Source organism: Streptomyces sp. NPDC050560 (genome assembly GCF_044457285.1).
GTDB lineage: Bacteria > Actinomycetota > Actinomycetes > Streptomycetales > Streptomycetaceae > Streptomyces.
Genome location: NZ_JBITGT010000018.1, coordinates 108,266 through 132,453, shown reverse-complemented (window position 1 = coordinate 132,453; position 24,188 = coordinate 108,266). Strand labels below are relative to the sequence as shown.

The 24,188-nt window shown below is 72.8% G+C and carries 21 protein-coding genes and 1 pseudogene; 6 read left to right on the top strand and 16 right to left on the bottom strand.

Annotated features, from left to right (window positions below):
* Nucleotides 1–135: 135 nt before the first annotated feature.
* The 3 genes from ACIBIW_RS32160 to ACIBIW_RS32150 all read left to right on the top strand — a co-directional run bounded on the left by ACIBIW_RS32160 (nt 136) and on the right by ACIBIW_RS32150 (nt 3,527).
* Nucleotides 136–1,233, top strand: a complete 1,098-nt coding sequence (locus ACIBIW_RS32160) for an XdhC family protein (protein WP_399341283.1) — start codon at nt 136–138, stop codon at nt 1,231–1,233.
* 96 nt (nt 1,234–1,329) lie between these two features.
* Complete coding sequence (locus ACIBIW_RS32155; protein ID WP_399341280.1) at nt 1,330–2,379, top strand: hypothetical protein; 1,050 nt, start codon at nt 1,330–1,332, stop codon at nt 2,377–2,379.
* 104 nt (nt 2,380–2,483) lie between these two features.
* A complete protein-coding gene (locus ACIBIW_RS32150) occupies nt 2,484–3,527 on the top strand; it encodes a hypothetical protein (protein ID WP_399341279.1) in 1,044 nt (347 codons plus the stop codon).
* Nucleotides 3,528–3,578: 51 nt separating this feature from the next.
* Here ACIBIW_RS32150 and ACIBIW_RS32145 read toward each other — a convergent pair whose 3' ends face one another.
* The 9 genes and pseudogenes from ACIBIW_RS32145 to ACIBIW_RS32105 all read right to left on the bottom strand — a co-directional run bounded on the left by ACIBIW_RS32145 (nt 3,579) and on the right by ACIBIW_RS32105 (nt 10,792).
* Complete coding sequence (locus ACIBIW_RS32145; RefSeq protein ID WP_399341277.1) at nt 3,579–4,640, bottom strand: aldose 1-epimerase family protein; 1,062 nt, start codon at nt 4,638–4,640, stop codon at nt 3,579–3,581.
* A complete protein-coding gene (locus ACIBIW_RS32140; protein WP_399341275.1) occupies nt 4,637–5,374 on the bottom strand; it encodes an SDR family NAD(P)-dependent oxidoreductase in 738 nt (245 codons plus the stop codon). The genes ACIBIW_RS32145 and ACIBIW_RS32140 overlap by 4 nt, the downstream gene beginning before the upstream one ends.
* Nucleotides 5,371–6,519, bottom strand: coding sequence for a carbohydrate ABC transporter substrate-binding protein (locus tag ACIBIW_RS32135; protein ID WP_399341273.1), 1,149 nt, complete (start codon nt 6,517–6,519; stop codon nt 5,371–5,373). The genes ACIBIW_RS32140 and ACIBIW_RS32135 overlap by 4 nt, the downstream gene beginning before the upstream one ends.
* Nucleotides 6,516–7,751, bottom strand: a complete 1,236-nt coding sequence (locus tag ACIBIW_RS32130) for a CaiB/BaiF CoA transferase family protein (protein ID WP_399341338.1) — start codon at nt 7,749–7,751, stop codon at nt 6,516–6,518. The genes ACIBIW_RS32135 and ACIBIW_RS32130 overlap by 4 nt, the downstream gene beginning before the upstream one ends.
* 5 nt (nt 7,752–7,756) lie before the next feature.
* A complete protein-coding gene (locus ACIBIW_RS32125; protein ID WP_399341272.1) occupies nt 7,757–8,554 on the bottom strand; it encodes an enoyl-CoA hydratase/isomerase family protein in 798 nt (265 codons plus the stop codon).
* 199 nt (nt 8,555–8,753) lie between these two features.
* Nucleotides 8,754–9,545 carry an SDR family NAD(P)-dependent oxidoreductase gene (locus ACIBIW_RS32120; protein ID WP_399341270.1) on the bottom strand — a complete coding sequence of 264 codons (792 nt, stop codon included), beginning with the start codon at nt 9,543–9,545 and terminating at the stop codon, nt 8,754–8,756.
* An 82-nt stretch (nt 9,546–9,627) separates the two neighbouring features.
* Nucleotides 9,628–9,975, bottom strand: coding sequence for an L-rhamnose mutarotase (locus ACIBIW_RS32115; protein WP_399341268.1), 348 nt, complete (start codon nt 9,973–9,975; stop codon nt 9,628–9,630).
* A gap of 5 nt (nt 9,976–9,980) precedes the next feature.
* Nucleotides 9,981–10,343, bottom strand: a pseudogene (locus ACIBIW_RS32110) (ABC transporter permease subunit); the annotation flags it as partial.
* Entirely contained in the window at nt 10,262–10,792 is a 531-nt protein-coding gene (locus tag ACIBIW_RS32105; RefSeq protein ID WP_399341266.1) for a hypothetical protein, read from the bottom strand. The gene ACIBIW_RS32105 and the pseudogene ACIBIW_RS32110, both read right to left, overlap by 82 nt.
* 179 nt (nt 10,793–10,971) lie before the next feature.
* On the opposite strand from ACIBIW_RS32105, the gene ACIBIW_RS32100 reads away from it, so the two are divergent.
* Nucleotides 10,972–11,730 (top strand): FadR/GntR family transcriptional regulator, encoded by a 759-nt coding sequence (locus tag ACIBIW_RS32100; protein ID WP_399341264.1) that lies wholly within the window; start codon nt 10,972–10,974, stop codon nt 11,728–11,730.
* Between the two features lie 7 nt (nt 11,731–11,737).
* On the opposite strand, the gene ACIBIW_RS32095 is transcribed toward ACIBIW_RS32100, so the two are convergent.
* Nucleotides 11,738–12,370, bottom strand: a complete 633-nt coding sequence (locus tag ACIBIW_RS32095; protein WP_399341262.1) for a TetR/AcrR family transcriptional regulator — start codon at nt 12,368–12,370, stop codon at nt 11,738–11,740.
* A gap of 108 nt (nt 12,371–12,478) precedes the next feature.
* Here ACIBIW_RS32095 and ACIBIW_RS32090 point away from each other — a divergent pair, with 108 nt between their 5' ends.
* Complete coding sequence (locus tag ACIBIW_RS32090) at nt 12,479–13,735, top strand: D-arabinono-1,4-lactone oxidase (RefSeq protein WP_399341260.1); 1,257 nt, start codon at nt 12,479–12,481, stop codon at nt 13,733–13,735.
* Nucleotides 13,736–13,758: 23 nt separating this feature from the next.
* Here ACIBIW_RS32090 and ACIBIW_RS32085 read toward each other — a convergent pair whose 3' ends face one another.
* The 5 genes from ACIBIW_RS32085 to ACIBIW_RS32065 form a co-directional block, all read right to left on the bottom strand.
* On the bottom strand, nt 13,759–14,664 hold the full coding sequence (locus tag ACIBIW_RS32085; RefSeq protein ID WP_399341258.1) for a carbohydrate ABC transporter permease: 906 nt from the start codon (nt 14,662–14,664) through the stop codon (nt 13,759–13,761).
* Complete coding sequence (locus ACIBIW_RS32080) at nt 14,664–15,563, bottom strand: carbohydrate ABC transporter permease (protein ID WP_399341256.1); 900 nt, start codon at nt 15,561–15,563, stop codon at nt 14,664–14,666. Before ACIBIW_RS32080 ends, ACIBIW_RS32085 begins: the two co-directional genes overlap by 1 nt.
* Before the next feature lies 1 nt (nt 15,564).
* Entirely contained in the window at nt 15,565–16,860 is a 1,296-nt protein-coding gene (locus tag ACIBIW_RS32075; protein ID WP_399341255.1) for an ABC transporter substrate-binding protein, read from the bottom strand.
* 57 nt (nt 16,861–16,917) lie between these two features.
* Nucleotides 16,918–18,252, bottom strand: a complete 1,335-nt coding sequence (locus ACIBIW_RS32070) for a glycoside hydrolase family 27 protein (protein ID WP_399341254.1) — start codon at nt 18,250–18,252, stop codon at nt 16,918–16,920.
* Nucleotides 18,253–18,461: 209 nt separating this feature from the next.
* Complete coding sequence (locus ACIBIW_RS32065; RefSeq protein ID WP_399341252.1) at nt 18,462–20,873, bottom strand: glycosyl hydrolase family 95 catalytic domain-containing protein; 2,412 nt, start codon at nt 20,871–20,873, stop codon at nt 18,462–18,464.
* Between the two features lie 227 nt (nt 20,874–21,100).
* On the opposite strand from ACIBIW_RS32065, the gene ACIBIW_RS32060 reads away from it, so the two are divergent.
* A complete protein-coding gene (locus ACIBIW_RS32060) occupies nt 21,101–21,397 on the top strand; it encodes an acetylxylan esterase (protein WP_399341250.1) in 297 nt (98 codons plus the stop codon).
* 84 nt (nt 21,398–21,481) lie between these two features.
* Here the strand turns inward: ACIBIW_RS32060 and ACIBIW_RS32055 are convergent, their stop codons facing one another.
* On the bottom strand, nt 21,482–23,947 hold the full coding sequence (locus ACIBIW_RS32055) for a right-handed parallel beta-helix repeat-containing protein (protein ID WP_399341248.1): 2,466 nt from the start codon (nt 23,945–23,947) through the stop codon (nt 21,482–21,484).
* Between the last annotated feature and the right edge of the window lie 241 nt (nt 23,948–24,188).

Below are 24,188 nucleotides of genomic sequence, written 5' to 3'. Positions count from 1 at the left end.
CATGCTCTGCGGCGGGCGTCGCTGCGGCACCCGGTGCGCCGCGCCGGTGTGGGCCGCTTCCGTGGGGCCGGCCCGGCACGTGGGCCGTGCCCGCGGATGGGCGGCCGGTTTCGGGCGAGGCGAGAGGAGAGCACCGTGCGGGACATCGCGGACGGCATCGGCGGGTGGCTCGCGGACGGCGCCCGGTTCGCCGTCGCCACCGTCGTGGGCACCTGGAAGTCGGCACCGCGCGGCCCCGGCGCCGCGATGGCCGTCTCGGAGGACGGCGAGGCGCTGGGCAGCGTCTCGGGCGGCTGTGTCGAGGCGTCCGTGTACGAACTGGCCCGTGAGGTCATCGAGTCCGGGGTGCCCGCGCTGACCACGTACGGCGTCAGCGACGACGCGGCGTTCGAGGCGGGGCTCACCTGCGGCGGCATCATCGAGGTCTTCGTGCGCCCGGCGGGCGGCGGGCACCACCCGTATCTCGCGGGGGTGCTCGACGCGCTGCGGGAGACTCGCCCCGTCGCGGTGGCGTCGCTGGTCTCGGGCGACCCGCCGCCCGAGCGGGACATGGTCGTCACGCCCGACGACTCCCACGGCAGCCTCGGCGACGACCGGCTCGACGCGGCGGTCGCCGAGCGCGCCCGCGGGCTGCTCGCCCGCGGCACGAGCGCGGTGGTGCACATCGGGCCGCACGGCGAGCAGCGGGCCGACGGCGTGGGCGTCTTCGTGCAGTCCTTCGCGCCGCCGCCGCGGCTGCTGGTGTTCGGCGCCATCGATTTCGCGGGCGCGGTGGCGCGGCTCGGCCGCTTCCTCGGCTACCGGGTGACGGTCTGCGACGCGCGGCCCGTCTTCGCGACCAAGGCCCGCTTCCCCGGCGCCGACGAACTCGTCGTGGACTGGCCGCACCGCTATCTCGCCGGCACCCAGGTCGACGCGAACACCGTGATCTGTGTGCTCACCCACGACCCCAAGTTCGACGTGCCGCTGCTCCAGGAGGCGCTGCGCACCCCGGCGCGCTACATCGGCGCCATGGGCAGCCGCCGCACCCACGACGACCGGCTGCGGCGGCTGCGCGAGGAGGGGGTCCCCGAGGCCGACCTCGCCCGGGTCGCCTCGCCGATCGGCCTCGACCTCGGCGCCCGTACGCCGGAGGAGACCGCGGTGGCGATCATGGCGGAGGTGATCTCCCTCAACTGGGGGGGCTCGGGGCGGCGGCTCGCCGACACCACGCCGCTGCCGATCCACCACTGACCCGGGAGCCGCACGCGGCATGTTCCCCGGCGGCGTTCGGCGGTAGCGTCCCCCACGGACCGTGCGGTTTCGCCCCCCACAGAAGGGACCGCCATCGTGCTGTCGGGTTCTGGTGCCCCGCCCCGCCCCGCAGGAAGACGGGCGGCCGTCGGGCCGCGGACCGTGTTCCTGGTCGCCGCCCTGCTCGCGCTGCTCACCGCGGGCCTCGCCACCGCGCCGGGCGCCGCCGCGGAACCGCCGCCCTCGGACGGGCCGCGGGCGGAGCTGCGGGGCATGGTGGAGGACGTCACCGGGGCCACCGCGCGCTACGCCGCCACCGACAGCGCGGGCCACGGCATGGACGCCGCGAAGATCATCGAGGACGGGGACGGCGGCTATCTCGCCGTCTACCACACCATGAGGGACGACGGCCGCTTCCACGCCTCGGTCGCCACCTCCAGCGACCTGCTGAACTGGACCTTCGCCGCCGACCTCGGCACCGGCGCCTCGCAGCCCACCCTCACCCGGGTCTCCGACGGCGGCTTCCTCGTCGCCTGGGAGCAGGACCCCGGCAACCACGTGGCGCTGCGCTACTACACCGGGCGCGACACGCTGCTGTCCGCCTCCCCCGCCCGCGAGTTCGACGCGCCGCAGACCCTGTCGACGTGCCCCGAGGGCACCCCGAGCATCTACTCCGTCCAGCTCTCCCCCGACATCGACCACTCGGTGATCGACCTCGGCGGCCACTACTACCGGGACTGCGACGTCGACCGGCAGATGCGGGCCACCCTCACCGACTTCTCGTCGTGGAGCGCCACACCTCAGCCCGAGGTCGACAACGCCATGCTCTACTGGGGCGTCCAGGGCAACATCGGCGACCGGGACGCCGTCACCTTCCGCGGCTACACCTACGGGCTCTTCGAAGGCCAGTACACCAAGGGCGACTTCGGGTCCTGGCGGACCTTCGTGTACGACTACGCCACCGGCAACGCGGACACCACCGCCATCCGCACCGCGGGCGGCAGCCTGGCGTTCGCCAATCCCACGGTGACCGCGCTCAAGGCGCCCGACGGCCGCGACGCGATCCTGGTGACCCTGTTCGTGCCGAGCCAGAACTCGGCGCCAGGGGAGTCGGGCGAGCTGATCTACTACCACACGTACTCCTGACCCCGCCCCGGCGAAACCGCCTTGACCGGCGGTTCTCGTGACAGGTACGAAAGGGGCCTGGTGCCGGGAGCCGGATCCCCGGCCTGCCGGAGGACGGGGTGCGGATGCGGGTGCGGTGGGTGCGGCGGGCCGGTCTGTACGGGGTGCTGCCGCTCGTGGTGCTGGCGGTGGCCGCGTTCGGCTGGTACCGGTTCAGCGACACCGGGAGGGACCACCGCTACCGGGCCCGCCTCGCGGACTTCTGCCAGGGGCTCATACCGGAGGCGGAGTCCGCCGTCCTCACCGGCCACGACGAGGGCGGCCTGGGGCACGACTTCCACGACGGCGGTCCCGGCGAACCGGTCCTGGACGACTGCGAGGTGGCCGGCCTGCGCCTGGCCATCGGCGACGTCGCCGACCGCTTCACCAACACCGGGGGCGGTGCCGGTGTCATGACCCTGCTGGGGCCCGCCGGCTCCGACCACCTCCCGGTGCCGCTCGGCGGCGGCTGGCGCGGCTACACCGACCTGGACAGCACCGGCGTCGTGCTGCCCTGCGGCAACCGGCACTCCACGGTGGTGGTGTCCGCGACCTCCGACGGATCGCACACCACGGGACAGGCCCGGGCCCGGCAGGTCGCCCGGCTGGTCACCGCCACCGCCGTACGGGCGGCCGAGCGCCGCCACTGCGAGGCGAAGCCGGGTGGGGAGGTGCCGCGGGTGCCCGGTCCCGCCGGGGAGATGCCTCCCGAGAGCGCCACCGGCACCTGCCGCGGCATCCCCGTACAGCCGGTCGTGGACACCGGCGAGGTCGGCTGGCTCAAGGAGACCGACGCGGGCGGCACCGCGCCCGTCGAGAGGTGCGAACTCGGCAGGACCGTGGCGTTCAGCTCGGTCGCGTACTCCTTCGAGGCCGACTACGGGGTGTACGCGCAGCGGTTGCGGAGCCGCCCCGACGAGGAGGGGGACTTCGGTCCCCCCGCGGGGCGTGAACGGGCGCGCGCCTGGGCCACCGCGCGCTGCCCCGGGCACACCGCACGCGCGCTGTTCCTCGTCGACGCCACCGAGTACGCGGACCCGAAGGCCGGGTACCTGACATCCGCGCTGCGTGCCTTCGCCGAGCGCGCGGCCGAGCGGCACGGCTGCACCGGTCTGCGTCTGCCCCGCTGACCGGCGGGGCCCGGGGGCGGCCGTCCCCGGGCCTGGTGTTCCCGGGGCCGCTCAGGTCCTGAGGAAGCGGAACACCGTGTCGTAGCGGCGCTCTTCGCCGTGCTCCAGCCAGGTCATCGTGCCGTCGGCGCGGGCCGCCGCGTCGCCGCCGACCGCGTGGGTGGACGGTTCGAGGCCGAGGGCGTAGTCGCCGGAGCGCAGGTTGAGCCACTGGAAGAAGTGCGGGAACTGGGCCGGGTCGAAGTCGAGTTCGAGGCCGCGGGCGATGCGGCCGTTGGTGACCCGCACCCGGTGGCGGCCGTCGTCGCCCGCCCGCAGCTCGTGCTCGTAGACCTGCTCGACGAAGCCGGGCAGCGGCGCGGGCATCACCTCGTGGCCCTGCCCCTGCTCGCGGACGCTGTCCGACTCCCACACCGTGCGCACCGCCCCCGTCGCCACCCTGGCACCCTCGTCGAGCAGCGGCCAGCCGACGTTGACGTGGTAGAGGAACATGTGCGGGGTGCGCTCGAAGCCCGCGTTGAGGACCGTGTCGTGCAGCCGGATCTCGGTGCCGCCGAGGTCGGCCTCGACGCGGCGGCGCAGCACCAGGTGCTCGCCGAAGACCGCCGCCTGCCGTACCTCGCCCTCGGCCCACAGCACACAGGTGTCGCCGTCCCACCGCTCCCCGTAGCCGGTGAGCCTGGCGGGGATGTTGGCGACCCGGCCGTGCAGCGCGTGCCAGGCGCCCTCCTTGGGCGGGTAGCGGTAGTCGGAGGCGTCGACGGTGCCGCCGAACAGGGTGTGGTCGAGCCCGCCGGTGACGACCAGCCCCGACATGCTGCGCAGCCAGGAGAGGCCGTTCTCGTCGTGGTACTCGTGCAGCCCCGGGTGGCGGAAGCCCGTCGGGGAGCGCCAGCCGACGGAGCGGTCGTCGAACTCGGCCACCCCGATGTCCATCGCCCGGTCCACGAGCACCTCGAAGCGCAGGCCCCCTCCGGTGCGGAACTCCAGGGCCCTGATGCCGCGTTCGACCCCGTCGTCCAGGGTCACCGCGCGCACCCCGCCGACCGCGGCGAGGTCGCCCGTGCGCTCGGCGAGCTGCCGCCGTGTGTAGTCGCCGCCGTCGATCCTCATGCCATCACCCATCCTCCGTTGACCTCCAGCGTCTGCCCCGTCACGAACGAGGCGTCGTCCCCGCAGAGGAAGGCGACCGCGGCCGCCAGCTCCGCCGGGGTGCCGCGCCGCTTCAGCGACTGCTGCTCCAGTACGTGCGCCCGGTACGCCTCCGGGTCGGCGTGGATCTCCTCGGCGGCGGTGGGGAACGCGCCGGGGGACACCGCGTTGACGCGGATCTCGTACGGGCCGAGTTCCCTGGCGAGGGCCCTGGTGAGGGAGGCGGCGGCGCCCTTGGTGGCGACGTAGGCCGCGAGTTCCGACCAGCCGCCGTGCATGGTGATGGAGGCGATGTTGACGATGGCGCCGCCGCCGGACGCCTTCATCTGGCGTGCCGCGTGCTGGGCGTTGAGCCAGTAGCCGCGCTGGTTGACGGCGTGCACGGTGTCGTACTCGGCGAGCGGCACGTCGAGGAACGGGGTGGCGGGGTAGGCGGCGGCGTTGTTGACCAGGATGCCGGTGCCGCCGTGCTCCTCGGCGACCGCGGCGTAGAGCGCGGCGATGCCGTCGGGGTCCCTGAGGTCGAGCGGGTGCGCGGTGGCCCGTACCCCGGCGGCGCGCAGGGCCGCGAGGGTGTCGGCGAGGGGTCCGGCGGCGACGTCGGTGGCGACGACGGTGTGCCCCTCGGCGCCGAGCCGGGTGGCGATGGCCCGGCCGAGGGAGCCGCCTGCCCCGGTGACCACGGCTGTTGTCATGACGAGTCTCCCGTCGTGTGCGCCGCGTGCGGTGCGGTCCTGTGTGCCTCGTGGAAGGCGGCGTCGAGGCGCGCCAGCACCCGTGCGGGCGTGGTGCGTTCGGCGAGCCCGTCTCTGATGGTGGCGGCGGCGCCCTGCTGGAAGGGGACGAAGCCGGCGAACCGCGGGCGGGTCCACGCGGTGTCCAGGGTGTCCTGGGTGTCCCGGTAGAAGCCGTGCGCGGCCGCGTTGACGACCGGGTCCCGCCAGGCCGCCGCGGTCGATGCCTGGCCGCCGAGGTCCGGGTAGAGCGAGGTCTGCACCTCGGGGCCGAGCAGCCGCAGCAGATGGGCGCGGGCCTGGTCGGGGTCGGTGCAGGAGCGGGTGACCGCCATGCCGACGCCGCCGAGTACGCTGCCGCGCCCGCCGACGCCGCGCGGTGCGTCGAAGGCGCGCAGTGCGCCCTGGTAGGTGACGTAGCCGTAGACGAGGGGGCAGTACGCGGGGCCGCCGGGGGCCGCCATGGCGTCGAGCACCGCGATCGGGTTGCGCAGGGAAAGACCGGGGTCCGCGGCGTCCAGCAGCTCCGCCATCAGGTCGAGGGCGGCGGCGCCCACGGCGGGGTCCACCACCCGGTCGCGCGTTTGGCAGGGGGGTGCGCCGAGTGCGGTGCACACCGCCGCGAACATCAGGAAGGCGTGCGGCCCGCCGAGGCAGAGCGCGGTGGGCAGTTCGCGGGCGGCTGCCAGGGCCTCGGCCCAGGTGCCGGGGCGCCGCGCCACGTCCGCGCGTACCACCGACACCTGGGTCGCGGCGTCCACGGGCAGCGCCCACTGGCGGCCCTCGTGGTGGTAGCTGGCGAAGCTGGGTCCTGCCGACTCGGCGGCGAGCGCGGCGAGTTCACCGGGGGTGAAGAGGGTGTCGAGGGGCCGCAGGCAGCCGTCGGCGACGGCCTCGCCGAGGCCCGGGTGGTCGAGGACGACGAGGTCGGCCTCGTCGCAGAAGGTGCGCAGCGGGCGTGCCTCGAAGTCCTCAAGGGAGTGCCGACGCCAGGTGACGGGCGCGTACCCGGCGGCCGGGGCGGCGCGGTCGCGCTCGGTGAGGGCGTCGAGGACGCGGTGGCCGCGGGGGTGGTCCCAGGTCATGCCGGTGAGGGCGGCGGTCATGAGGCGGCTGCCGCGGGCTCGTCCCCGGTGGCCGGGGCGCCGGGGGTCTCGGCGGCGATCCTGCCCTGGGCGAGCAGCGCGTCGACCCGCTCCCTGGGGTAGCCGAGGCCGTCGAGGATGTCGCGGGTGTGCTCGCCGGTGAGCGGTGCGGGCCTGGTGACCTCGGCGGGGGTGCGGGTGAGCCGGAAGGGGAAGCCGGGGGTGGTGACGGTGCCCTCGGTGGGGTGCTCGTAGGTGACGAAGGAGCCGTTGTGGCGCACCTGGGGGTCGGCCAGCACGTCCGCGTAGGAGTAGACGGGGGCCGCCCAGATGCCGTTCTCCTCCAGCAGCGCAAGCCACTCGGCGGTGGTCCTCGTGGGCAGCTTCCCGGCAACGATGGCGGTGATCCTGTCGCGGTGGGTGTGGCCGTCGGTGTGGTCGTCCATGGCGGCGAGTTCGGGGCTGCCGAGGAGTTCGCCGAGGGTGGCGAGCGGCGGCATGGCGAGCGCGAGGTAGCCGTCGGCGGTGGCGAAGGCGCCGTAGGGGGCGCGGATGTAGGTGTGGCCGTGCGGCTCGGCGCCGCGGTGCTGGGGGACGTGGCCGACGCTGTAGATGGACATCTCCTGCGCCTGTACGGCGATGGCCGCGTCCAGCATGTTGACGGTGATGTGCTGGGCCTCGCCGGTGCGTTCGCGGTGCAGCAGTCCGGCGAGGGCGGCCTCGAAGGCGCTGTAGGCGGTGATCGCGTCGACCGCGTAGGTGCCGGAGGGCTGCGGGGGGTCGCCGTCGCGGCCGACGTTGGCCATGGCGCCGCTCATGGCCTGAAGCAGCAGGTCCTGGCCCGCGCGGGCCGCGTAGGGGCCGTCCTCGCCGTACCCGGATATGGACACGTACACGATGTCGGGGTTGAGGGCGCGGACGCTGTCGTAGTCGAGGCCGAGGCGCTGGGCGACGCCCGCGCGGTAGTTCTGGACGAAGACGTCGCCCGTGCGCACCAGCGCGGTGACGATCTCGCGGCCCTCGGGGGACTTGAGGTCGACGGCGAGGCTGCGCTTGTTGCGGTTGAGGGACAGGAAGGAGGCGTTGACCCGGTTGCCGGTGGCGCCGCCCGCGGGGGCGTGGCGCTGCCACTCGCCGCTGACGGGCTCCACCTTGATGACGTCGGCGCCGAGGTCGCCGAGGCGCATCGCGGCGAGCGGGCCCGCCATGGCGATGGACAGGTCGATGACGCGGTATCCGTCGAGGACTCCCATGGCGGTCACCGGCCCCTGAACTCGGGGGTGCGGCGCTCGGCGAAGGCCGCGCGGCCCTCGGCGGCGTCCTCGGTGGCGAAGCACACCGTCTGGAGGTGGCGTTCGAGGGCGATGGCGTCGTCGAGCGCCATGGTGTGGGCGGCGCGCAGGGTGCGCTTGGCGGTCCGCGCGGCGAGCGGTGCCCTGGCCGCGATACGGGCGGCCAGGTCGCGGGCCTCGTCGAGGAGCGCGCCGGGCTCGGTCACCTTGGACACCAGGCCCCAGGCCAGGGCGGTGTCGGTGTCGACGGGGTCGCCGGTGAGGACCATCCAGGAGGCGTTGCCCGCGCCGATGCTGTGTGCGAGCAGCGCGGACTGGCCGCTGCCGCCGATCCAGCCGAGCTTGATCTCGGGCGCCGCGAAGGTGGCGCCGACCGCGGCGAGCCTGATGTCGCAGGACAGCGCCAGCTCCAGGCCGCCGCCGAGGGCGTGGCCGTTGACGGCGGCGACCGCGGGCTTCTTCAGGGTGCGCAGGATGTCGCCGTAGTCGGTGCGCTCGCCGAACTCCCAGGCGGTGGCGTAGCCGTCGAGGCCCGCGATGTCGCTGCCCGCGCAGAAGGCGCGTCCTGCGCCGGTGACGACCACCGCGCGCACCGCATCGTCGGCGTTGGCCTCCCGTACGGCGTCGGCGAGTTGGGCGGTCATGGCGGGAGTGAGGGCGTTGAGCTTGGCGGGGCGGTCCAGGGTGAGCAGGAGGACGTGCCCCTCGCGCTCACCGCGCACGGCGCCCTCGGCCGACGCCTCGGGTCCTGGTGCGGTCGTCATACGGTGCTTCTCCGTTCGGGCATGGGTGGGGTGGGTCGGGGAGGAGGGGGGAGGTCGTACGGGTGGGGGGGCGAACCGCGCCCCGAGAGCGAGGGATCGGCCGGGCGAAACGAACTGCGCCCCGGGACGAGGGGGTTCGGTGGGCGGTGCGGACTGCGTCCCGGTGGGCGGCGCGAACCGCGTTTCAGAAAGCGGGGGTTCAGTCGGTGGTGGGGCGTACGCGCAGGCCGTCCATCCCGCCGTCCACCGCCAACGCCGTACCCGTCGTCGACGCCGCCGCCGGAGACGCCAGATACACCACCGCCGCCGCCACCTCCTCCGCCGACACCAACCGCCCCATCGGCTGCCGGGCCTCCAGCGCGGCCCGCTCCGCCACTGGGTCGTCAGCCGAGTCCAACAGCCGCCCGATCCACGGCGTATCAGCCGTCCCCGGATTCACACAGTTCACCCGCACCCCCTCCCCCACATGATCCGCCGCCATCGCCCGCGTCAACGCCAGCACCGCACCCTTGCTCGCCGAATACAACACCCGCCGCGGCAACCCCGCCACCGCCGCAACCGAACACACATTCACCACCGACGCACACGACGACACCCGCAAAAACGGCAACACCGCCCGCACCACCCGCACCATCCCCACCACATTCACATCCAGCACCCGATGCCACTCCGCATCACCGTTGTCCACCACCGTCCCCTGCGCACCAATCCCCGCATTGTTCACCACCACATCCACACCCCCCAGACGCTCCACCACCTCCCCCACCGCACCCCGCACAGAAACGTCATCCGACACATCACACCGCAACGCGAGGAGGGTGTCGCGGTCGGCTTCCGGCAGGGTGTCGGGGGCGATGTCGAGGACCGCGACCCGGGCGCCGCGGGCCGCGAGCAGCCGGGCGGTGGCGAGTCCGATGCCCGAGGCCCCGCCGGTCACCAGGGCGGCGAGGCCGTCGAGTTCGGGGGCCTGGGAGGGGGCGGTGTGCGGCATGGCGGGGTTCCTTCGTGCTCAGGGGTGTGCGGGGGCGGGGGCGGTACGGCGGGCGCCGGGGGCCGGGCTCGGCGGGTGCTGGTCAGTCCAGGTGGAAGACCTCTTCGCCGTCGGCCCAGCGCTCCCCGGGGCCCGCCGTGTCCAGGGGCTGCTGGCAGGGGTCGGTGAGCATCCACCAGCGCCGGGTGTCGGGGTCGTCGGCGATGGCGGCCATGTCGGCCTCGTAGTCGTCGCCGGTGTACTCGTAGTAGGAGAACAGGGTGTGGTCGCGCAGGAAGATGGAGTAGTTGGTGATGTGGGCGCGGGAGAGGGTGGCCAGCACCGGCCGGGGAACGTTGCGGTGCAACTCCCGGTAGTTCTCCTCCTGTTCGGGGCGAAGTCGGATCACGGACGCGACGCGGCGCGGTGGGCGCGCGGCGGACTCGGGCATCTGGCTCACTCCTTCGTGGCACCCGCGAGCATCTCCGAGACGAGGGCCCGCTGGGAGAACAGGAACCCCAGGAGCACCGGTACGACGGTGATCAGGGGGGCGAGTGCGAGTTCCGGCCGCATGATGCTCTCACCGAGCCCGGCCGCGGTGTTGAAGACGGACGACGAGGTCAGCAGGTTGTTCAGGCCGACCTGCGCCGGGTACTGGTTGCTGTCGGGCAGCATCACGAACGGCAGGAAGAAGTTGTTCCAGTTGCCGGTGAAGTCGAAGAACCCGACGAGCGCGATCACCGGCCTGGCCAGTGGCAGCGCGACGTGCCGGAACACCCGCCACTCCGAGCAGCCGTCGATGCGGGCGGCGGAGAGCACGCGAAGCCGTCGAGGGTGGACTTGCGCACGATGCCGTCGTCGAGCGGGTCCGCGTAGGGGGTGCGGCCTTCGGTGGCCCACGCGGCGTCGTTGTAGTTGGTGCTGAAGGCGACGTCGGGCCAGCCGCCACCGGCCCGGTCGAAGAGCCGCACCTTCGTCTGGAGGTCGTTCGCGCCGTTGGCGTCGCCGCTGTAGGTGACGACCTTCACCTTCACACCGGGGTGCGCCTTCTGGTACGCCTTGACTCCCGGCGCCCGGGTGGCGTCGGCCCACACGGTGATCTCGCTGCCGGGGTGCTGTGCGACGGGTGCGAAGGGGGCCCGGGTCCCGGCGGGCGGCGGGCCCGCCTCGCCGCAGGCCGCCGGCAGGGTCGGCGCGGTGAGGGCGGCGACGGCGGCGGACGCGCGGCGCGCCGTGCGGCGGAACACACCGTCGTGACCCTGGCGCATGGCTGACCTCGGCTGCTGTTCGGTGTCGTACGGGAAGCGGGCGGCGGGGTGGCGCGGGTGCGCGGGCCGTATCCGGCTCCCCGGAAATGTTCGTGTAACGTAAGTCGTCATACGAATGCTGTCAAGGGGTGCCAGGCTAGAATCGAGCCGGCCAGCCCCCACGACGAGAGGAACCGAACATGGCGCAGCCCGGCACAGGGGAGGGCCCCGCGGTCGCTGAGCTGGCCCCGTGGCCCCGGCGCCCGGCCAGGCTGGCCCACGCGGTGATCGAGGCCCTCACGGACCGGATCGTGGCGGGGCACTTCCCGCCCGGTTCCGCGCTGCCGGTCGAGGCGGAGCTGTGCGAGACGTTCGGGGTGAGCCGCACCACCGTCAGGGAGGCCGTGAAGGCCCTGGAGACCAAGGGGCTTGTCCACGCCAGACAGGGTTCCGGCACCACCGTCACGGTGCAGGAGGAGTGGAACCTCCTCGACCCTGTGGTCCTCGCGGCCACCTTCCAGCACGACGACGAACTGGTCGTGCTTGACCAGCTCGTGGGGGTGCGCTCGGCGCTTGAGTCGCAGATGGCGGCGCAGGCCGCCGCGGTCGGCAGCGACAAGGACCTGCGCGCCGCGCAGGCGATGCTGTCCCGGCTCGACCGGGAGACCTCGACCCCGCTGCGCTTCATCGAGAGCGACGTGTCCTTCCACGCCGCCGTGATGCACGCGTCGGGCAACCGCCTCGGCCAGTCCATCGTCAGGATCGTGCACGCCCAGGCGCGCACCACCGAGCTGTACAACGGCACCCCCGACGAGGCGTCCTGCCGCACCGCCAACGCCGAGCACCGCCGCATCGTGGAGCGGCTGCTGGCGCGGGACTCGGAGGGCGCTGCGCAGGCCATGTCCGCGCACATCGAGGAGGCGTGGCGGCGCCGCAGGTCCCCCCAGCCGCGCCGCTGACGGGGCGTCAGGAGCCGTTCGCGGGCGGCGCGTCGGGCGCCGCCACGAGGGCGGCGCGCACCACCGTCTCCGCGAGGTCGAGGAGTTGGCCGACCGCGGTGTCCCCGTCGAGTCCGACGACGTCGGTGAGCACGAACAGCGCCTCGGGGCCCATGACCACCGCGAGCCGCCCGGTCAGCAGCTCCCGGGCGGCGGGGTCGAGGGGGGTCGGGGCGAGCGCCGCGGCGATCAGCGGCATCCGCAGATCGGGGCGGTGCCCGAGCGCGTCGGGGTCGGCCAGTGACTCCCCGATGACGGCGCGGACGCTGCGCCGGAAGCGCAGCATGGTGGCGAGCAGGTAGCCGGCCGCGTGCCGCACCCGCGCCACCGGTTCCGTCACCCCCGCGAGCGGGGCAAGGACCTCCTCCGGCTCCCGCCAGACGCCGCGCGCGACGGCGAGCCCCAGGGTCGGCAGGTCGGGGAAGTGGCGGTAGAGCGTCGCCCGTGACACCCCGGCGCGCTGGGCGACACGGGCCAGGCTGATCGGCCCGTCGCCGAGCGTCAGCTCGGTCGCGGCGGCCACGATGGCGGCCCTGGTGCGCCGCTTCTGGTCCACCCGCCCCGTTTCGAGGTCGACTTCTCTGGTGCGCGGTCTCGGCATCCCGCCATCCTAGCGAGCTTCGTGAGATACGATTCTCATGAACAGCCGCCCAGCCTCGCCGGGGCGTGCTCCGACGCGGCCCGACGAGCCGAGACCCGCGGAGCCACCGTGACCGTTTCCAGCCCCACCGAGGCACCGAAGTTCGCGGCGCCCGACCGCCGCGACCAGGTCTGGACAAACTGGCTCGGCGCCCAGTCGTCCACCCCACGGCACACCGTGCGGCCCCGCACCGTCGACGAGACCGTCGAGGCGGTGCGCCACGCCGTGCGGCGGCGGATACCGGTGCGGCCCGCCGGAGCGGGCTACTCGTGGTCGCCGCTCGCGCCGACGGGCGGCATGCTCGTCGACACCAGGTCGCTGACCGGAGCGGCCGGGGTGGACCCGCGCACGGACACCGTCTGGGTGCCCGCGGGCACGGTCGTCCGCGACCTCGGCGACCTGCTGTGGGACGCCGGCTACTCCCTCAGCCAGCAGGGCGCCTTCGACCAGCAGACGATCGTGGGGGCGCTGTCGACGGGCACCCACGGCAGCGGCAGCGGGATCGGGAACATCGCGAGCTTCGTGCGCGGCGTCCGCCTCGTCGACGGCCGCGGCGAACTCGTCGAGATCGACGAGGACGACGAGCACGAGCTGCGCGCGGCGCGGGTGAGCCTCGGCATGCTCGGCGTCATCGTGGAGGTGCGGCTCCAGGTCGAGCCGCGCTACCATCTGCGCCGCGAGATCGGCTGCCCCACGTGGAGCGACACCCTGCACACCCTGGGAACGGACCTCGCCGCCCACCGCCACTACTCGACGATGTGGTCGCCGCACGACGACTCGCTGGAGACGTGCTACCGCATCCCGAGCCCGCCGGGCGTCGCCATGGGCGACCGCAATCTGTCGTTCTCCTTCGACAAGTCGGACGGCGCGGACGGCGAGCCCGCCCACCACGTGCTCTCCTTCCGCAGCACGGAACCGCCCGCGCCCTTCTACGAGATGGAGTACGCGATGCCCGTCGGGCGGGCGGCCGAGCTGATGGCCGCCGCCCGCGGGCTGCTGCGGGAACGGCACCCGGAACGCGCGCACCCGCTGTTCTTCCGATTCGCCGCGGGCGACGACGCGTATCTCTCGCCGTTCTTCGAGCGGGACTCGATCACGGTCTCGGCCGGTGCGTGGCCCGACACCGGCGAGGAGGCGTTCTTCGACGACCTGCACGGGCTGTTCTCGGACTACGAGGCCCGCCCGCACTGGGGCAAGCTCTACCGCCACGACCGCGCCGACGTGCACCGGCTCTACCCCGCGCTGCGGGACTTCGACGAGGTGCGCACCCGCTTCGACCCGCACGGCCTCTTCCTCAACGACCACCTCCGCATGCTGTTCGGCTAGGGGCCGGCCCCTCCCCGACCGCGCTACTTGACCGCACCCAGGTTCAGGCCCGCCACGAAGTGCCGCTGGAAGCGGAGGAAGACGAGGACGGTCGGCGCCGCCGCGATCACGGAGCCCGCCGCGATCACGTTCCACGCGGACACGTACTGGCCCTGCAACCCGATCAGCGAGGCCGTCACCGGCATCCGGGAGTCGGTGCGCAGCACGGTGATGGACCACAGCAGGTCGTTGAAGATCCAGGTGAACGCCAGCGCGCTGAGCGCGGCGAGCGCGGGCCTGGTCAGCGGCATCACGATCCGGGTGTAGACGGTCCAGGGCCCGGCGCCGTCGATGACGGCGGCCTGCTGGATCTCCCGGGGGATCGCCCGCATGAACCCGTGCAGCACAAACACGTAGAACCCGACGCCGAAGCCGACCTGCACCCCGATGACCGCGTACAGGCTGTCGTACATGCCCAGCAGCTCGCTGAGTTTGGAGACGGGGACGAGCAGGATCTGCGGGGGCAGCAGATTGCCGGCGAGCATCAGCAGCAGCACGGTGCGCCTGCCGGGCAGCTCGTAGCGGCTCAGCGCGAACGCCGCGAGGGAGGCGAGGCCGAGCGACAGCAGCACCCCGGGCACGGTGACGATCAGGCTGTTGAGCAGCGCCCTGCCCTGGCCGCCGTCGGTCCACGCCTGGGAGAAGCCGCCGAGGGTGAAGCTGTGCGGGAGGGCGCCGAGGCCGTTGCTCGCGATGTCGTCGAAGGAGCGGGTCGCGGTGACGAGGACGAGCGCCACCGGCAGCAGCCAGAGCGCGGACAGCAGAACGGCGCCGGTGTGGAAACCGGCGGTGCCGAGCCTGCGGCGGCGCCTCGCCCGGTCGTTGGCGGAGCGCCCGGCCGTGCGCCGTTCGGCGGCGGCGGGGCGCGCCGCGGTGTCGGTGGCAGCCATCACTCGGCCTCCCTGAAGGCGCGGACGAGGTAGGACACGATGACGCCGAAGGCCAGCACGAAGATCACCACGGCGAGCGCGGAGCCGTAGCCGAGGCGCACCGACTGGAAGGCGGTCGAGTACATGTAGGTGCTCAGCAGCTCGGAGGAGTGGTACGGGCCGCCGCGGGTGAGGGCCCACACCACGTCGAAGGAGCGCAGCGAGTCGATGACGATGACCGAGATCACGACCGCGTTGACGCTGCTGAGCTGGGGCAGGGTGATGTGCCTGAAGCGCTGGCGGCGACCCGCGCCGTCCACCTTCGCCGCCTCGTGGAGCACGGGGTCGATGCCCTTGAGCCCGGCGAGGTAGAGCACCATCACATAGCCGATCTCGCGCCACAGCGCGGGCACGATGACGGCGTACAGCGCGGTGTCCTGGTCGGCCAGCCAGGAGTGCGTCCAGCCGTCGAGCCCGACGCCGCCGAGCGCCCGGTTGATCAGCCCGTCGGGCTGGTACATCGCCTGCCAGACGAGGGCGGTGGCGACCAGCGAGAACACCACGGGCAGGAACAGCGCGGCCCGGTAGAAGCCGACGCCGCGGCGCTCCTGCTGGAGCAGCAGGGCGGCGCCGAGGCCGAGCACGATCGACAGGCCGCCGAAGAGCAGCAGCCACAGCACGGTGTGCCAGAGGGCGCCGCGGAAGACCGAGTCGCCGAACGCCTCCCGGAAGTTGCCGAAGCCCACGAAGGTCGCCGGGGCGACCCCGTCCCAGTCGGTCAGGGCGAGGTAGAAGCCCTGGATGGCGGGCCACAGCACCCAGAACCCCTCGGCGAGCAGCGGCACCAGGAGGAACAGGAGCACGGCGGGCGGCACCCCGGTCGCGCGGCGGCGGCGCGTGGGCGCGCCGAGGACCGCCATCTCACTTGCTCCAGATCTTCTGGGCGTCGCGCTGCCAGGTGGTGAGGATCGACCCCACGTCCTTGGGCTTGGAGAGGAAGTGGGTGAGCGCGGTGTCCGCGGAGGGCTGGAGGGCGTCGCTGGAGTCGCGGTTGAAGAACTGGGTGACCTCGTCGGCGTTCTCGATGAGCGCGCGGCCCTTCCTCACCAGCGCGGTGCCGCTGTCCTTCGCCTTGGGGTGGACGGGGATGGAGGTGCCGGAGGAGCCCTTGACGTACAGCTCCTGTGCCTCGGCGGTGGCCAGGTACTCCATGAACTTCTTGGTCGCCGCCTCGCGCCGGGTGTGGGCGCTGGCGAAGTAGCCGTCGGTGGGGCCCTCTTCGGCCATCGGCACCTTGGGGTCGATGACGGGGAAGCGGAAGAAGTCGATGTCGTCCAGGGCGTCCTTGGGGGCGGCGTCGGCGAAGAAGGTGCCGATCAGCATCATGCCGGTGCGGCCCTGGAGCAGCGCGGTGGTGGCGTCCTGGAAGGCGAGGGCGGTGCCGTCGGGGTCGAAGTAGGGCAGCGCCTCGCCCCAGCGGTCGAAGACCCTGCGGACCTCGGGGTCGTCGAAGCGGTGCTTTCCGGCGAGCAGGTCGCGGTGGTACGGGGCGCCGTTGATACGGATGTTGAGGTAGTCGAACCAGGACGAGGCCACCCAGGTGGTGCCGTTGCCCGCGCCGAGGCCGATGGGGGCGATCTTCCTGGCCTTCAGCCTGTCGCACACGTCGAGGAACTGGTCCCAGGTCCTGGGCTCCTTGACGCCCCACTTGGCGAAGTTCGACTTCCGGTAGAACACGCCCCACCAGTAGTAGGAGGCGGGCACGAAGACCTTCCTGCCCCGGGAGTCGGTGCAGATCTTCTTCTGCGCGGCCGAGTACGTCGACAGGTCGGGCCCGTCCCAGATGTCGCCGACGTCGAGGAGCAGGTTCTGCCGGGAGTAGGCGTCGGCGACCGAGCCGGGGTACCAGGTGAGCAGGTCGGGCGGGTTGGCCGAGGTGAGGTAGGTGGGGAGCTGGGTGCGGAAGGTCTCGGCGGCGATGGTGTTCAGGGACACCTTGCCCTCGCCCTTCTCGCCGTAGGCGGCCACGAGTTTCTGCATCGCGGTCTTGGCGAGGGGCGCCGACAGGTTGGACTGGAGCGTCACGGGGCCGCCGCCCGCCCCGCTCTTGCCGCCGCTCGACGTGGCGGTGACACAGCCGCCGAGCAGGGCGGCGGCCGTGGCGGCGCCACCGGCGGCGAGGACTCCGCGGCGGCCCGGGCGGGGGATGGCGGTCATGGTGTGGCTCCCTGGGTTGCTTGCGGTGGCTGGCTCACGCACGGCTGCACGGCGCCGTCACCGGGCGGTGCCCGCGGCGCCCGGGGCGGCCTCGTGGCCGGACAGCCGCAGGAAGGCGGTGCCGTGCGGCGGCACGGTCACGGTGTACGAGCCGGTGTGGGCGCCGCGGTCGCGGCGGGCGCGCAGGTCGCGCACGGCGACGCGCCCGGTGAGGCCGGTGTCGGCGAACCGCACGGTGCGGGTGGCCGGTCGGCCGGAGCGGTTGAGCACCGCGACGGCGCGCCCGCCCCTGCCGTGCAGCACCTTGCTGTACACCTCGGCGGTGGTGTCGCCCGCGACGCGGACACCCTGGCGGGCCAGCGGGTCCTGGTCGACGGCGATGATCTCCGGGTTGGTGAGGGTGCGCAGCATCGTCGGGGAGAGCGTGCGCGGGTCGGAGCCGATCACCAGGGGCGAGCCCATCTCGGCCCACATCACGAACTGGCTGGTGGATTCCTCGGGGTTCAGCTCGTAGCCGCCGTCCGCCAGGGTGCGGGTCGGTATGAGGTAGTCCGGGTCGTTGTAGTGGCCGGGGCTCTGGGCCTCGGGGTGGGCGGCGTTGTTGTCCATGTTCCGCAGGACGCTCGACCACTCCCCCGCGGTCGGGGTGCCGAAGGCGATGTCGGTGTCGGTGCGCCAGGAGGTGGCGAGGGCGGGGCCGTAGGTGTACGCGTGGTGCGCGTCCTGGGCGGGGGTGTGCGGGATGCCCCAGTCGTCGGTGAGCGGGTTGCACAGGTTGAGCAGCATCGGGCGGCCGGTCTTGGCGACGGCGTCCGTGAACTTCTTGAACGTCGGCGCGGGGTCGAGCTTCTGGGAGATCCCGCAGAGGAAGTCGACCTTGACGGCGTCGACCTTCCAGTCGGCGAACTGCCTGGCGTCCTGCTCCTGGTGGCCGCCGCTGCCGAGGCCGCAGCTCGTGCCGCCGTCGTACTCGCCCGCGTCGGTGTAGATCCCGGCCCTGAAGCCGTGCCGGTGCAGCCAGTTCACGAGCGCGGGGATGCCGGAGGGGAAGCGTCCGGCGTCGGCGGTCAGCCTGCCCCGCGCGTCGCGGGGCTCGGGGCCCTGCCAGCCGCCGTCCAGCCAGACGATGTCGTACCCGGCGCGCAGCAGACCGCTCCTGGCCATCTGCCGTGCCACGTCCTTGACCTGGCCCTCGGTCGGCGCGCCGAGCCCGTAGTAGGTGTTCCAGCCCATGTACGGGGTGGGGGCGAGCGGGGTGTGTCCGCCGCCGCGGCCCGGGGCCGTGCCCGCCTCCGCGGCCTGCGCGGCGGGGACCGTGACGGCGGCGAGGGCGAGGGCGCCGAGCACGGCCGCCGCGCGCCGGAGGGGGGTCGTCGTCGCGCGTTGCCACATGGGTTGCCCTCCCGGAGGGGTGCTGGTGTCAGGACACGCGCCGCCTCCGGGCCCAGGTACGTAACGGCGTGACCGGGGTCGGGCGCGGGCGAGTCACCAAGATCTGACGCGCCCGCGCCGCTGTCAACGATTATTGCTAATTAACTGAAACTTCTGCGTGCGGTGGCCCGTTCAGGCCGGTGGCATGCGGGGGCATTCCCGACGGAACGTCAGGAAAGCCCGGGGCCGCGGAGGGTGACGGAGGCTCCGGGGCGCAGCCGCACGGTGCGGGAGCGGTGTCCGGCGACGACGGTGGTGGCGGTGCCGCCGACGCTGTGCAGCACGGCGCTCGTGGGGCGGCCGTGGCGCCAGTGCAGGTCGAGCACGAAGCCGCCGCGCACCCCGGCGCCGGTGATGTGGCCCTCCCGCGCCCAGGCTGCGGGGAGCGCGGGGAGGAGTTCGACGTGTCCTGGGCGGGACTGGACCAGCATCTCGACGACGGCGGACGGGGTGCCGAAGTTGGCGTCGATCTGGAAGATGCCGTCGCCCGGGCCCGCCTCGTAGATGTCGAAGAGGTTGGGTGCCGTGCCGTTGCCGCCGTCGTGGGACGGCCGCAGGTTGGTGCCGATGAGGCGGTAGGCGGTCTCGGGCTCCTTCAGCCGCGCCCAGCACAGCGCGCGCCAGGCGTTGGCCCAGCCGTAGCTGTCCATGCCGCGCGCGGTGAGCAGGGCGCGCACGCCCGCGAGGAGGTCGTCGGGGCCGGCGCCGTGGCGGATGCGGTCGCCGGGGAACAGGCCGATGAGCGGCGAGAGGTGGCGGTGCTCGGTCTCGCCCAGGTTGTCGGGGGACATCCACTCCTCAAGCCAGCCGGTGGCCGGGCTGACCCGGGGCAGGTAGAGCCGTTCGCGCAGGGCGCCGACGGCTTTGGCGTGGGCGCGGTCGCGGCCCAGCACCTCGCAGGCGGTGCGGTAGTTGCCGAAGAGGGCGTGTACCAGTTCCTGGGAGTAGGTGTTGCCGAGGGTGTCCTGGGGGCCGTGCTCGGGGGACCAGTCCTTGTCGTCGACGAGGACCTGGCGGGTGCCGCCCGGCGCGTCGGGGTCGTCGACGGTGGTCGTGACAAGACGGGCCTCCCAGAACGCGCAGGCCCCCTGGAGCAGCGGGTGGATGCGCTCCAGCACCTTGCGGTCGCCGGTGTACGCGTAGTGGTCGAAGAGGGTGTTGCAGAGCCAGGCGTTGGCGGCGGGGTGCCACCACCAGCCGGAGCCGCCGTGGATGTTGGTGGAGAACGCGACGGCCCAGCCCGCCACTCGGCCCGAGGAGTTGCGGAAGCGGTTGCGCGGGTCGTTGAAGGTGCGGGCGGTGACGTCGGTCCAGGAGGGCAGTTGGGACAGGCAGTAGTCGATCAGGGGGGTGAAGCAGGACGGCAGGCCGGTTCTGTCGGCCATCCAGTAGTTCATCTGGACGTTGATGTCGGTGTGGTAGTCGCCCATCCAGGCGGGCGAGTTGCCGTCGAGCCAGAGGCCCTGGAGGTTCAGCGGGACGCTGTCGCGTGAGCCGCAGATCATCAGATAGCGGCCGAACTGGACGTAGAGCGCGTCCAGTTCGGGGTCGGGCGGGGCGCCCTCCGCGGCGCGTGCGGTGAGCCTTGCCCAGGTGTCGAGGCCGCGCTGCCGCTCGTCGGACGTGCCGAGGGAGAGCGCCATGCGGTCGAAGAGGCGCCGGTGGTCGGCGACATGGGTGGCGCGCAGCAGGGCAGCGGGGTGCCGGGCGGCGGCGTGGACCTTGGCGCGGGCGAGGTCGGCGGGGACGGTGCCCGGGTCCCGGTAGCCGTGGGCGGCGTCGGGGGCGTAGTCGGTGCCGCCGCTGAGGACGACGGTCAGCTCGGCGCAGTCCTCGAAGGCGAGGGCGGTGCCGGAGGCGCGGACGGTGCCGTGGGCGGCCGTGGCGGTCGCGGCGGCGGCGTAGCGCAGCCCGTTGTCGAAGGCGGCGGCGATGCCGAGCACTCCCCCGGCGGCGGCGGTGGTCTCGCCGTGGGTGCCGTCGAGGGTGACGCTTCCGGAGAGGGTGCCGCCGTCGGAGGTGAGCCGGACGACCACGACGTCGTCGGGGTGGCTGGCGTAGACCTCGCGGTGGAAGGTGTGGCCGCCGTGCTCGTACGAGGACGTGACGAGCCCGTTGCTGAGGTCGAGGGCGCGGCGGTAGCCGGTGACGGTGTCCGCGGTGTGCCCGGGGACGGCGACGGTGAGGTGGGCGAGCTGGGTGAAGGAGCCGAAGTGCTCCTGCTCGTAGGGGAACTGGCCGTCGTCGTCGAGGGTGTCGTTGAGGCCGCCCGTCCACAGGGTGCCGTCGGTGAGATACAGCGTCTCGCCGTCCTGTACCCCGCCGACGAGGGCGCCGAGGCGCCCGTTGCCGATCGGCAGCGCCTGTTCGATCATCCGGTCCCGGTCGGTGGGGCCCGGGTACCACAGCCGCAGCGCGTCGCGCTCCGGCACCCGGGGGTCCCCGGCCGGGCGCAGGGGCTCCGCGGCGGCGGCGCGGTAACGGGGCAGCGCGGTGGCGGCCAGGGCACCGGCGGCGGAGGCCGCGAGAAAGGTCCGACGACTGGGGGATGATTGCCGATGGTCAGGGGTGGGCAGCGCCATGGAGGGATGCTCCTCACTCTGCTGTTTGCAGGCCGATCGAGGTCCGGCCGAAGATATAGCGCCCGCATTTCGGCCACAACAGATCGGACGTAAGTGGCCGGTGAGGCAGGGCGTCCCCGACCGACCGCCCCCTGTTTTCTGTGTCCGGGTGAGACACCGGGCCCGTATCTGCCGGCGGCTCTTCACCGACGCGGTGCGGGCGGTCGACGCGGCGCGCGCATCCGCGGGTGGATGCCGACCGGGTCGCGGTCCACGGCGCGGGGCAGGGCGGCGGCGTCGCCATCGCGGCGGCCGCGCTCGACTACTTCGGCGGGGTGAACCTGGCCGCGCGCGCCACCGCGCCCGCGCTGTTCTCCGCGGCGCTGAGGGACCCGGTCTGCCCGCCAGGCACGGTCATCGCCGCGCACCACGGGTGGGCGGGGCCCAAGTCCCTGGAGATCTGGCCGTACGGCGGCCACGAGGGCGGCGGCGCGTTCCAGACGGCGACGGCGCTGGCGTTCGTGGCGGAGGAGCTGGGGCGTTGAGCGGGCCCGGAGCCCGGGGGGATGGCCCACGCGGCGGCAGGGCGCGGCTGTGTCCGCCGCCGCGTGGGGGTCCTCATGCGGGGGTCAGTCCTGCGGTCCCACGCCGGTGAGGTCGAAGTTGTCGTTCCAGTCCTTCAGCCAGTCCTCGCCGAAGCCGTCCGTGGTCTTCAGCGCGGAGTCCGCGCCGAAGGTGCCGGTGGCGGTGTCGAAGGCGAAGTCCGACGGGGCGTCGCCCGAGACGTCGTACGAGTTGAAGTCGGGGCTGAAGGTCTTCACCGTCTGCCCCGCGGCGCCGTCGGTGTAGGCGAAGTCCCCGGTGTTGATGCGGACCGTGCGGGTCAGCACGTTGTGCGAGGGGACGTAGAGCGAGTCGGGGTCCTCCCAGACGTAGCTCTGGGTGCAGTCGGTGGTGCCGACCGCGGCGCACACCTCGCCCGCGCTGTCGACCGGGACGTACCAGTCCTCGATGTTGGGGTACTGCGCGGCGTACGCGGCGTACCACTTGTCGATGTTGGCCTGGGTGTTGGTGAAGTGCGTGCCGTCGCCCGGCTTCAGCATGTCGTCGAAGCGCTCGATGACGACGATGGAGTTGGAGACGGGCAGCTTCTGGCCCTCGGAGTGGTAGAGCTTGTCGTGGCCGGTGTCCGTGACGTCGTTGAAGACGTTGTCGGACGCGACGTTGCTGTGCCCGGAGTTGAAGAACAGGCCGTGCTCGGCGTCCTCGAAGTAGTTGTGGTGCACGACGAGCCCCGAGGCGCCGTCGTCCATGTAGACGGCCTGGTCGTCGGCGTGGTTGAGATGGCCGAAGTAGTTGTAGGCGATCTCGTTGTTGAGGTACGTGAAGTCGCGGCCCGCGTAGATGACGCCCTGGTCCGAGGTGTTGGTGAGGATGTTCTCGAACCTGTTGTGGACGATGCGCATGTCGTTGCCCATGATCTGGATCGCCATGTGCGGTGCGTCGTGGACGTCGTTGTACGCGAAGGTGTTGCCGACGCCGTCCATGTAGCCGGCCGGGGTGTACGTGGCGAGCTTCGAGAAGTTGTAGATCTCGTTGTGCTCGACGGTGTTGTTGCCGGGATCGAGGGACTTGCGGTCGCCTCCGGCGGTGAACACCCCGCCGCCGCCGAGGTCGTGGAGCTTGCTGTTCACGACCTTGTTGTCGTGGCCGCCGCGGCTGGTGGTGAACTCGGGCAGCGCGGTGGGCACCTGGTTGGACACGCCGATGGTGACGGCGTCCAGGCTGACGTTCATGATCTCGTCGGAGTCGAGGGTGCAGGACTCGGCGTCCAGCATCCGCACCCCGCTGCCGGTGGACCCGTTCAGGGTGAGGCCCTTGAGGGTGACGCCCGTGACCCCGTCCAGCGTGAAGAAGGGCTGGTCGAAGGCGGTCAGGGTGATGTGCTTGCCGTCGATCGAGCCGCCCGGCGGGTAGTAGTAGAGCACATCGTGGCCGTCATAGCGGTCGATGTAGTACTCGCCCTCGCTGTCCAGCTCGCCGAGGATGTTCTGGGCGACGAACTTGGTCCACTTGTCGGTGGCCGCGTACATCGTGGGGAACTTGGTGCGGATGTTCCAGTCGGCGGCCTGGCCGTCGTCGTCGGTGCCCTCGGGGTTCACCGAGTAGATGCGGACCCGGTCGTTGCCGTAGTTGTTGCCGAAGTAGCCGGAGAGCCAGCCGTCGGTCTCGTACTTGGTGTTGTCGATGTCCCGGTCGGGCTGGTCGGTGGAGCTCTCCGAGCCGGTGTCGGTGGGCGGCGCCCAGTCGGTGTAGCGCTCCCTGACCGCGTCGCTGACCACCGAGTACACAGGACCCGGCAGCTTCAGCATCTCGTCGTAGGGGAGGCTGCTGCCGTCCGGCGTCTTGTCGGAGAAGTAGTCCCTGGCGCCCTTGAACGCCTCCTGGACGCCGACGTCCGTGGCGTCGAGCTGGTCGGTGCCGTTGGGGTACTGGGCGACGGTCTGGGTGGCGTCGTCGGTGACCAGCTCGGGGGCGAAGGGCTGGGCCTCCCAGTTGAAGCCGTTCTTGTAGATGTCGCCCGCCGGTATGCCCTCGGCGCCGAGGTCGTAGGCGTACACCTTGGCCCGGACCGACTCGGGGATGCGGACGAGCGAGGACCACTTGGCGTCGGTGCTGTCCGCGAGCGAGTCGACCGGGGTGAACTTGTCGGCGGCGAGGTCGGCGGCGCCGGTGAACTCGACCTTCTCGCCCGGGTAGGCGGCGTAGGTGACGTAGGAGTTCGCGGCGCCCTTCAGCTCGACCGTCTCGGCCCGCGGGTAGGTGCCGCCGCGCAGGTAGACGGTGCCGGGGGCGTCGGCGCTCGTGGTGCCCGCCAGCGCGTCGCGGGCGTCCTCGACGGTCGCGAACGGGTCGTCCTGGGTGCCGGAGGCGCCCTCCTTGCCGTCGGTGGCCACGTAGACGGTCGTGCCCGCCGCGGCGGCGCCGTGGTCCTGGGCGGCCCCCGCGGCCGCCGGGGTGCCGAGGGCGGTGCCCGCGGCGAACGCGGCCGCCGCGGCGGCCGTGCCCCATCTCTGTCTCTGTCTTCTTCTCATGCTCGTCGGACTCCTGTCCTGGCCGAGGGAGGACAGCACGGTTCGGCCTCAGGTAAGGGGTGGGTCCCGTGGGACACATGTAAAAGGTGTTACGTGTGCTGTCTGGCTTGACCGTAGCTTCGGCGGGGCTACGTTTCAACGCCGGTACATCCCCAATTCGCCCTGTGTGCAGGGCATTTGGCCGACATGGCGGGACGCGGCGCGGGCGGGCGGCCACGCCGGGCCGCCCGCCGGAACCACC